Source organism: Candidatus Eisenbacteria bacterium (assembly GCA_035712145.1).
GTDB lineage: Bacteria > Eisenbacteria > RBG-16-71-46 > RBG-16-71-46 > RBG-16-71-46 > DASTBI01.
The window spans coordinates 1-9,188 of sequence record DASTBI010000090.1 but is presented as its reverse complement, the minus strand read 5'-3'; the positions used below and the strand labels follow the sequence as shown (position 1 = coordinate 9,188).

10 protein-coding genes and 1 other RNA gene are annotated in these 9,188 nt (G+C 66.2%); 10 read left to right on the top strand and 1 reads right to left on the bottom strand.

Going from position 1 to position 9,188, the window contains the following annotated elements:
* From VFQ05_05600 to VFQ05_05560, 9 genes are all read left to right on the top strand, one after another.
* Positions 1-946 (top strand): TerC family protein (locus tag VFQ05_05600; protein HET9326228.1); only part of this gene is annotated, 946 nt, incomplete at its 5' end.
* 35 nt (positions 947-981) lie between these two features.
* Positions 982-1,080: signal recognition particle sRNA small type (ffs, locus tag VFQ05_05595), an RNA gene on the top strand.
* A 15-nt stretch (positions 1,081-1,095) separates the two neighbouring features.
* Positions 1,096-2,850 carry a DNA polymerase III subunit gamma/tau gene (gene dnaX / locus VFQ05_05590; protein HET9326227.1) on the top strand — a complete coding sequence of 585 codons (1,755 nt, stop codon included), beginning with the start codon at positions 1,096-1,098 and terminating at the stop codon, positions 2,848-2,850.
* Positions 2,847-3,149 (top strand): YbaB/EbfC family nucleoid-associated protein, encoded by a 303-nt coding sequence (locus tag VFQ05_05585; protein HET9326226.1) that lies wholly within the window; start codon positions 2,847-2,849, stop codon positions 3,147-3,149. The genes dnaX and VFQ05_05585 overlap by 4 nt, the downstream gene beginning before the upstream one ends.
* 10 nt (positions 3,150-3,159) lie before the next feature.
* Positions 3,160-3,774 (top strand): recombination mediator RecR, encoded by a 615-nt coding sequence (gene recR / locus VFQ05_05580; protein HET9326225.1) that lies wholly within the window; start codon positions 3,160-3,162, stop codon positions 3,772-3,774.
* A gap of 6 nt (positions 3,775-3,780) precedes the next feature.
* Positions 3,781-4,896 carry a hemolysin family protein gene (locus VFQ05_05575; GenBank protein HET9326224.1) on the top strand — a complete coding sequence of 372 codons (1,116 nt, stop codon included), beginning with the start codon at positions 3,781-3,783 and terminating at the stop codon, positions 4,894-4,896.
* Between the two features lie 121 nt (positions 4,897-5,017).
* A complete protein-coding gene (locus tag VFQ05_05570; GenBank protein HET9326223.1) occupies positions 5,018-5,503 on the top strand; it encodes a hypothetical protein in 486 nt (161 codons plus the stop codon).
* Between the two features lie 61 nt (positions 5,504-5,564).
* The gene (locus VFQ05_05565; GenBank protein ID HET9326222.1) at positions 5,565-6,188 is read left to right on the top strand and encodes a gliding-motility protein MglA; all 624 of its coding nucleotides are present in this window, start codon (positions 5,565-5,567) and stop codon (positions 6,186-6,188) included.
* On the top strand, positions 6,185-6,652 hold the full coding sequence (locus VFQ05_05560; protein ID HET9326221.1) for a phosphatidylglycerophosphatase A: 468 nt from the start codon (positions 6,185-6,187) through the stop codon (positions 6,650-6,652). The genes VFQ05_05565 and VFQ05_05560 overlap by 4 nt, the downstream gene beginning before the upstream one ends.
* Before the next feature lie 48 nt (positions 6,653-6,700).
* Here VFQ05_05560 and VFQ05_05555 read toward each other — a convergent pair whose 3' ends face one another.
* Positions 6,701-7,135 carry a low affinity iron permease family protein gene (locus VFQ05_05555; GenBank protein HET9326220.1) on the bottom strand — a complete coding sequence of 145 codons (435 nt, stop codon included), beginning with the start codon at positions 7,133-7,135 and terminating at the stop codon, positions 6,701-6,703.
* Positions 7,136-7,445: 310 nt separating this feature from the next.
* On the opposite strand from VFQ05_05555, the gene VFQ05_05550 reads away from it, so the two are divergent.
* On the top strand, positions 7,446-9,188 hold a 1,743-nt coding region (locus VFQ05_05550; protein ID HET9326219.1), incomplete at its 3' end, for a TIGR03118 family protein.

The window sequence follows — 9,188 nt, the reverse complement described above, 5'->3', positions numbered from 1 at the left end:
CATGCTCGTGAGCGGACTGCTGCCCTGGATCGTCTTCAATTTCTTCATCCTGGTGGTGCTCGTCTTCGACCTCGCCGTGCTGCATCGCAAGAGCGAGGAGCCGAGCTTCCGCGATGCGATGTCGTGGACAGGGGTGTGGATCGGCCTCGCGCTCATCTTCAATCTGGGGATCCTCTATTACGCGGGCAGCGAAAAGGCGGTCCAGTTCCTCACCGCCTATCTGGTGGAAGAGTCGCTCAGCGTCGACAACCTGTTCGTCTTCCTGCTGGTGTTCTCGCACTTCCGCGTGCCGCGCGAGCTGCAGCGCGGAGTCCTCTTCTGGGGCATCCTCGGGGCGCTGCTGATGCGGCTGTCGTTCATCCTCGCCGGCGTGGCGCTGCTGGAGCGCTTCCACTGGCTGATCTACGTGTTCGGCGCCATCCTGGTGATCTCGGGCATCCGGCTGTGGGGCACTCACGAGCGGGAGATCCACCCCGAAAAGAATCCGATCCTGCGCCTCTTCCGCCGCTTCGTGCCCATCACCCCGGACTATCGCGGCGCCAGCTTCTGGGTGCGCGAAGCGGGCAAGTGGATGGCCACGCCGCTCGCGGTGGTGCTGATCGTGATCGAGACCACGGACGTGATCTTCGCGGTCGACTCGATTCCCGCGGTGCTGGCGATCAGCAAGGACCCGTTCATCGTCTACAGCTCGAACGCCTTCGCGATCCTCGGTCTGCGCTCGCTGTACTTCGCGCTCGCGGGCCTCATGCGCCTTTTCCACTATCTGCACTATGGATTGGCTGCGGTGCTGATCTTCGTCGGGCTCAAGATGGTGCTCTCGGAATGGGTGAAGATCTCCGCGCTCGCTTCGCTGGGTGTGATCATCGTCGTGCTCGGAGTGGCCGTCGTCGCATCGCTGCGCTCGGCCAAACGCGCGAACCTTGACGCCCCGGGAAGCGCTGCCTAAGATGCGGAGTCGTCTTTCTTTCCCCCATTTTTCTGGGCCAGGCCCAGCGCAACCCGAACTTGTGAACCCCGTCAGGACCGGAAGGTAGCAGCGGTAAACAACCCCTCGGGAGTGCCGCTGGCCCCCTGGCCCTTCTCGTCCGGAGGACCATGGCTCACCGCGCGCTGGCCCTGAAGTATCGGCCGCAGACCTTCGCCGACCTGGTGGGGCAGGAGCACGTGAGCACGGTGCTCGCGCGTGCGGTCGAGAGCGGCCGGGTCGCCCACGCCTATCTCTTCACCGGCGCTCGCGGCGTCGGCAAGACCACCAGCGCGCGCATCCTCGCCAAGGCGCTCAACTGCGAGACCCGCGACTCCAAGGGCGACAAGGCCGCCCCCGAGCCCTGCAACACCTGTACGTCGTGCGTGGAGATCACGAGCGGCGTGTCCCTCGACGTGGCGGAGATCGACGGCGCCAGCAACCGCGGCATCGCCGACGTCCAGGCCCTGCGCGAGAAGGTGCGATTCTCGCCGACCGGCGGCCGCCATCGCGTGGTGATCATCGACGAGGTGCACCAGCTCTCGAACGACGCCTTCGCCGCGCTGCTCAAGACGCTCGAGGAGCCTCCGCCGCACCTGGTGTTCATCTTCGCCACCACCGATCCGCAGAAGTTGCCCGACACCATCCGCTCGCGCACGCAGCGCTTCGACTTTGCGCGCGTCCCGCTGCGCAAGGTGGTGGGCCGGCTGCGCGACATCGTGGCCCGCGAAGCCAAGGATCCGGAAGGCCTGCACTTCGACCTCACCGAAGGCGCCGCGCTGCTGATCGCGCAGAAGTCCGAGGGCTCGATGCGCGACGCGGTCAGCGCGCTCGACCAGGTGGTGTCGGCCGGTGAAGCGAAGATCGACGAGGAGCTGGTGCGGCGCGTCCTGGGAATCGCGGATCGCGAGGCCTACTTCCAATTGGTGGAATCGATCGTCAGCCACGACCCGAAAGGGACACTCACCGCCCTCCACCAGGCCTTCGAGAAGGGCATCGACCCCATGGAGCTGGCGCAGGGGCTGGCCGAGCACCTGCGGCACCTGCTGGTGCTCAAGGTCGATCCGGCGGCCGCGGAGCTGGTGCCCGCGACCACTGAAGAGCTCGAGCGGCTGCGCTCGCAGGCGTCCGGCTGGAGCGAGCACGACCTGCTGCGCCTCATGAAGATCGCCGCCGACCTGCACTTTCCGATGCGCGACGCGTCCCAGCCCATGGTTCACCTCGAGGCGGCGGTCATGCAGATGGCGACGCTCGAGCCGGGGGAGACGCTGGCTCAGCTCCTCCAGCGTCTCGAGGCGCTGGAGAAGCGGCTGGCGGGTGGCGGCAGTGCGAGATCGGCGGGAGGCGCCTCTCCGGCCGAGCCTTCCAGCGTGCGCGCGCCCGCGCCGACACGCTCGGCTCCCGCTCGCACGGTGGCGCCAGGAGCAGCGAGTCCTTCGCAATCCCCGCCCAAGGCGGCGGCCATGGTCCGCGAGATCGCCGCCGCGGCGACCGCGACCGCCGTGATCGACGACGATGCGCCACGGCTCGACTCCGAGATCGAAGAGAGTTGGCGCACCGTGGTGGAGACCATCAACGCCCAGAAGCGGATGCTCGGCGCGTTCCTCCAGGAGAGCCGGTTGGTCGGCGTCACGTCACGCGCGCTGCTGCTGGCCATGGATTCCCTGCACCGCTCGGTGGTCGACGAGCAGGAGAATCGCGCGATGGTCGAGCGGGTGATGACCGACACGTTCCAGAAGACGCTCGCGCTCTCCTGCGTGATCGAGACCGCGCCCGCCGAGCGCCCGCGCGCCGCCGATCTCAAGCCGCTCGTCGATCGAGCGATCGCGTGGTTCGAAGGAGATCTGATCCAACCGTCCGGTGATGCCGGGAGGAACACGCCATGAAGAGCTTCGGCGATCTGGTCAAGCAGGCGCAGAAGATCCAGAAGCAGATGGGCGAGGTGCAGGAGCGCCTGGCCGCCGAGCGCTTCGAAGCCAGCGCCGGCGGCGGCCTGGTCAAAGCGGTGGTGGACGGCAAGCAGAAGCTGATCGAGATCACCATCCAGCCCGAGGCGCTCAAGGAGGACGCGTCGCTGCTCGAGGACCTGGTGCTCACCGCGATCGGTGAGGCGCAGCGCACTTCCGAAGCGCACATGAAGGAGGCATTGGGCGGGCTCACCGGCGGGATCAACCTGCCTTTCTAGCCCCCTCTGCATGTACAGCTCCAAGTACCTCGAGCTCCTCGTGGAGGAGCTGAAGAAGCTTCCCACCATCGGCCAGAAGAGCGCGCAACGTCTGGCCATGCACCTGCTCAAGATGCCCAAGGACGAAGCGTTGCGCCTCGCCGAGGCGATTCGCGTGGTCAAGGAGCAGGTTGGCTTCTGCAACGTGTGCGGGAACTTCAGCGACAGCGACCCCTGCCTGATCTGCGAAGACCCGCGGCGTGACGGCTCCCTCCTGTGCGTCGTCGAGCAGCCGGTCGACGTGCTGGCCTTCGAGCGCACCGGGACGTTTCGCGGGCGGTACCACGTGCTCGGTGGCGCGCTGTCGCCGCTCGATGGCACCACGCCCGAGGACCTGCGCATCCAGCCGCTGCTCCAGCGCCTGCAGCCGCCGCCCGGGGGAGAGCCAGGAATCGCCGAGGTGATCCTGGCCACCAACCCCAACGTCACCGGCGAGGCGACCGCGCTCTATCTCTCGCGCCTGCTCGCGCCGCTCGGCGTCAAGGTCACCCGCATCGCCCGCGGCGTTCCCATGGGGTCGGATCTCGAGTACTCGGACCTGGTGACGCTCGCGCGCGCCCTGGAGGGGCGTCGCGAGCTCGAATAGCCGCCCATGCCGAGCTACCTCAACGACGTCCTTCGGCTGAGCGCAGTTCTCGTCCTGCTCGCGCTCAACGCCTTCTTCGTGGCCGCGGAGTTCGCGCTCGTCACGGTGCGCTGGACCCGCGTCGAGGAGCTGATCGCGCGCGGACGCTTCGGCGCCAAGGCCGTGAGCACGGCGCTCGAGCACATGAACGACGCCATCGCCGCCTGCCAGCTCGGCATCACCTTCGCGAGCCTGGCGCTGGGATGGATCGGCGAGCCGGCCCTGGCCCATCTCATGTCGCCGCTTTTCAGCGCGCTGCCCGACGTCTGGGGCTTCGCGCTCTCGCACATCGTCGCAGTGACGCTCGCGTACCTGATGCTGACCTACCTGCACGTGGTGCTCGGCGAGCAGGCGCCCAAGGCCCTGGCCATTCAGCGCTCCGAGGACGTGGCGCTGCTCGTCACCGGAATCCTGCTGACGTTTGGCCGGGTCTTTCGGCCTTTCATCCGGTTCATCGGCGGATCGAGCAATTTCTTCGTCCGATTGCTGCGGCTGCCGCCCCAGTCGCACGAACAGCTGGTCCATTCGGCCGACGAGATCAGCATGCTGGTGGATGAGAGCCAGGAGGCGGGCGCCATCACGCCCGACGAGGCCAGCTACGCGCGCAACGTCTTCGAGCTTTCCGAGAAGACGGTGAAGGACATCATGGTTCCCCGCGAGAAGGTCGTGACGCTCTCGATCAAGGCCACCGAGGAGGAAATCCTCGAGACCGCCCGCGAGACCGCCCATACGCGCATGCCGGTCTGGGAAGGGTCGGTCGACAACATCGTCGGGATCGTCAATACCAAGGACCTGTTCCATCTGTTCAGTCTCAGAGGCCTCGTGATCCTGATGGACGCCATTTACCCGCCTCTCTTCGTGAGCCCCGACCAGCCTCTCGACCGGTTGCTTCGCATCTTCCGGCGCGAGCGTCGGCCGATGGCGGTCGTCCGTGACGCGGACACCCGGTTCATTGGGATCGTCACGCTCGAGGACGTCATCGAGGAGATCGTCGGGGAGATCGAGGACGAGCACGATGTCGAGATGGCCCACGGGACCCTCGGCACCCACCAGCCGCCCCGGGTTTCCAAGGCCCATCCCTGATTCCGAGTCATCTCCAATCTTCACTTGCTCCTCCGGCCTTCCGGTGCTAATCGTCTGCCCCGGAACAAGGACGTGCCCTGAGTTCCTCACGGTGCCACCGCGGCCCAAAGCCGGGGGTTCCATGGCTCAATGGACTCTGTTCGAAAAGGATTTTCGAGCGATCGATCAGGTGCTGTTCGACTTGCTCGAGCGCACCAATGCCCTCTCCGTCCACCTGGTGGACCGATCCGGCCAGTTGATCACCACGGCCGGACGTAGCGCGGACTTCGACGTCACCGCATTCGCCAGCCTGATCGCCGCCGACTTCACGGCCAACGCGGAGCTCACGCGGCTGCTCGGGGAAAACGGCGTCAACGCGGTGGTGAGCGAAGGGCCGACGCGCACCGTTTACTCCTGTCTGCTCGCTGATCGGGTCATCATGTGCACGGTGTTCGATCGGCGCAGCACGCTCGGCCTGGTGCGGTTCCGCGCCAATCGGGCGGTGGCCATCCTGGATCCGGTCTTCGCGGGTCTGTTCGAAAAGGTGGGACTGGTCGAGCCAACCAACGACGCTAGGGCCTTCGCGGATGCCGCGGGGCGCGAGGTCGACGCACTGTTCGGCGACTGAGCGCCGCAAGACAACCCGAGCCCCACTCCACTCGGTTCCCCCAAGACCGCCTAGGACTGTCATGGCCCTCGTCAACCATCGGGCGCGCGAGATTCACTTCAAGATCGTCTACTACGGGCCCGGGTTGGGAGGGAAGACCACCAACCTGAAGTGCCTGCACGAGCGATTGCCGGCCGAGCGGCGCGGCAGGCTGGTGTCGATCTCGACGGATCACGAGCGCACGCTGTTCTTCGACTTTCTGCCCATTGATCTGGGCACGGTCGCGGGCTTCGCCACTCGGTTTCACCTCTACACGGTGCCTGGACAGTCGTACTACCGGCTCTCGCGGCGCGCCGTGCTGCAGGGGCTCGATGGCCTGGTCTTCGTCGCGGATTCGGGGCCGGGTCGCGAGCTGGCGAATCGTGAGTCGCTCGAGGACCTCGCCACCAACCTGGTGACGCTCGGACTCTCCGGCGACCAGCTGCGCAGACTCCCGCGCGTGTTCCAGTGGAACAAGCGCGACCTGCCCGGAGCGATCCCGGTCGACCGCATGCGCGCGCAGCTCAATCCCGGCGGCGCGCCCGACTTCGAAGCGATCGCCAGCCAGGGGCGCGGCGTGTCCGAGACCCTGCGCTCGATGTGCAAGGCCGTCCTCGCCCGGCTCTCGCAGCCCGAGCTCACCGAGTCTTCATCGCCGCGCGCATGAAGCGGCTGATTCACTTCCTCGCCACACTCGGTCCCATCGGCTACTTCCCGATCGCCTGCGCCACGCTGGCGAGCCTGGTGGTCACGGTGATCGGCTGGTTCCTGCCGGTCCCGCCGCTGCCGTGGGCGATCGCGGCGATCGTCGTGGGTGGCCTGATCGCGGTGCCGATCTGCACGTACGCCGAGAAAGATCTCGGCCACGACGCCCACCCGATCGTCATCGACGAGGTGATCGGTCAGAGCATCGCGCTGCTGCTCGTCCCGCACACCTGGCAGGCATTCCTCGCCGCGTTCCTCCTCTTCCGGCTGTTCGACGTGTGGAAGCCCCTCGGGGCGAGGGAGTCGCAGGCGTGGCCGGGCGGCTGGGGCATCGTCGGCGACGACACGATCGCCGGCCTTGCGAGCTTCGCGGTCATGCAGCTCGGCTTGTGGGCGTTCGCCCGGCTCGGCGTGCCGATGCCGTAGCTCGAGACTGCCGCCGGGCAGTCTGTCTTGCATCGTCCCTGACATCGATCACGCCGGATCCTTCGCGCTCGCTTTGACTTCGGGAGTGCCCGAGTCCTTCCGGCCCTTGCGCAGATCGCTGCGCGCCTTCTTCGCCAGCTCGGCGTAGCGACCCTTCATCACGTCCAGCTCGTCTTCGGTCAGCTCCTCCAGATCCAGCAGTGCCAGATGCGCGCCCTCCACCGCGCGCAGCAGCTCGTCGAGCTTGATCTGCATCGCTTCGCCTTCGCGGTTCTGGGTGTTCTGGATCAGGAACACCATCAGGAAGGTGACGATCGTCGTGCCGGTGTTGATGACCAGCTGCCACGTGTCGCTGAAGCCAAAGAACTTGCCGGACACCGCCCAGGCCGCCACGACGAAGACGGCCAGGACGAACGCCATGGGCTGCCCCACCGCGCGCGCAGCCCACTTGGAGAATCGATAGAAATGCGATCTGAAGTTCATGCACGCGCTCCTAAGAACCTGCGGCTCTAATCGTTGGATCACGGTACCGGGCCTTCGCCCGGGCGATGCATCACGCGTGATCGATTGTAGCCTCCGCCGAGGGCGACGTATGCCTGCCGTGGGTCATACGGATTTCACCCGATTTTCGCGGCCGAAACAGGCTCTAGGGTTTTTAGGTCGCAGTCGCGGCAGGGGCTCGAAACCCGAGGTTGCACCTCTCTCCAAGCCCCCGCTCAGCCTCACCGCCGAGGCCTCCGCGGCTCGCGCCTGAACTGCATCTTGCTGCCGCATCTTGCCACGGAGGTCGCTCATGCGAACGAAGCTCGCGACTCTGCTCGCGGTCTTGTGTCTATTCGCTATTCCTCTCGACGCTTTCGCTCAGAACAACTTCACTCAAGTCGACCTGGTGGCCGACGTCTCGGGAGAAGCCGGGGCGACGGACGCCAATCTCGTCAACCCATGGGGTTTAGCACCCGGCGGCAACTGCACCTTCTGGGTCGCCAACGAAGGCACGGGGACTTCGACCCTCTACAGCCCCGCAGGGGTCTCGACCGGTCTCGTCGTCAACATTCCCGGCGGCTCGCCGACCGGCGTGGTGCTCGCCAACGACACGAATCTCAGGTTCAGCTTCTCCAAGGGCGACAGCGTCTCGACCGCCCGCTTCATCTTCGTGACCACGAACGGGACGATCTCGGCCTGGAGTCCCACGTTCGATCCCAGCAACGCCGTCCAGGTCGCGACCAACGACGGCGCGGCCTACACAGGCGCCGCGATCGCCAGCACCGCGTCGGGTGCACGCATCTATGCCGCGAATTTCGGCGAGTGCTCGATCGACGTCTACGACAGCAGCTTCGTGCAGATCACGCCGAGCGGGAGCTTCATTGATCCCAACCTGCCCGCAGGCTACTGCCCCTTCAACATCGCCAACATCAACGGCCAGCTCTACGTCGCCTACGCGCTGAAGAGCGGCAATGAAGAAGTGCCGGGACCCGGCAACGGCTACATCAACGTGTACGACACGAACGGCACGTTCCTGAGCCGCTTGGTCTCCGCCGGCGAGCTCAATGCGCCGTGGGCCATGGTCGTCGCGCCCGGGTGCTTCGGCGACTTCAGCGGCGACCTGCTGGTCGGCAACTTCGGTGACGGCCGGATCCTCGCCTACTCGTTAGGCGATGGCTCCTTCCAGGGCAGCTTCCTCGACGAGAACCAGGACCCCATCACGATCGAGGGACTGTGGGGGCTCGCCACCTGCAGCGGAGCGGGCTCCGAAGTCGCGTGTCGCCTCTACTTCGCCGCCGGTCCCGATGACGAGACGCACGGGCTTTTCGGCTACATCGAGCCGACCGAGGACGGCGAGGAACCGCCACCTCCAGGTGGAGGAGGAGAGACCTGTGAGAACCACGCCAGGGGCCTCGGGTTCTGGAGCAAGGCGTGCCGCGACAACGGCAATCGCGGTGGGAACGGCAACGGCAACGGCAACCAGGACAAGGACAAGCATGGCAATGGCCTGGGAGTGGGTCTCGGCCACACGTCTGGCCTCGGCAACGGCAAGAACGGGCACGGGATGGATTCGGATTCGCTGGACGCCCTGTTCGACAGCATCTCCGAGTCGAACGAAGCATTCGGTGGGAGCGGCTGTTTCACGGCGGACTGCGAGCTCCTCTCGGCGCGCGGGCACCGGAGCAAGGAGATGAGGGTGGCGCAGGACTTCCTCGTGCTGCTCCTCAACCGCGAAGCAGGGATGATCTGCGACGACAACGCGGTCTCGTGCAGGAATGGCGACGACGACATCGAGACTGTCGGGGATATCGTCGCGCGGGTGAACGATCGCCTGTGCGCCGGCGACAGGACCGACGACGAGCTCGATGACCTGGACGACCTCATCGCGTGCGCGCTCAGGTCCGCGGACGGGGTAGCCGCGGAAGACGAGGAGGGCCTTCAGGCCAGGAATGTCTTCCAGGTGCCTAGTGGAAGGCTGCAGGTGAAGACCTTGAGCGGCAATCCTCTCCGTCCCTCGGCCGGCGTGCAGACCCGGATGCAGCTGAGCACCGAC

Bases quoted from the DNA above. Each gene is read 5' to 3' on its own strand.
- VFQ05_05555 (HET9326220.1), bottom strand. From the start codon at position 7,135: ATGAACTTCAGATCGCATTTCTATCGATTCTCCAAGTGGGCTGCGCGC.
- recR (HET9326225.1), top strand. From the start codon at position 3,160: ATGTACAGCTCCAAGTACCTCGAGCTCCTCGTGGAGGAGCTGAAGAAG.
- dnaX (HET9326227.1), top strand. From the start codon at position 1,096: ATGGCTCACCGCGCGCTGGCCCTGAAGTATCGGCCGCAGACCTTCGCC.
- VFQ05_05560 (HET9326221.1), top strand. From the start codon at position 6,185: ATGAAGCGGCTGATTCACTTCCTCGCCACACTCGGTCCCATCGGCTAC.
- VFQ05_05585 (HET9326226.1), top strand. From the start codon at position 2,847: ATGAAGAGCTTCGGCGATCTGGTCAAGCAGGCGCAGAAGATCCAGAAG.
- VFQ05_05575 (HET9326224.1), top strand. From the start codon at position 3,781: ATGCCGAGCTACCTCAACGACGTCCTTCGGCTGAGCGCAGTTCTCGTC.
- VFQ05_05565 (HET9326222.1), top strand. From the start codon at position 5,565: ATGGCCCTCGTCAACCATCGGGCGCGCGAGATTCACTTCAAGATCGTC.
- VFQ05_05570 (HET9326223.1), top strand. From the start codon at position 5,018: ATGGCTCAATGGACTCTGTTCGAAAAGGATTTTCGAGCGATCGATCAG.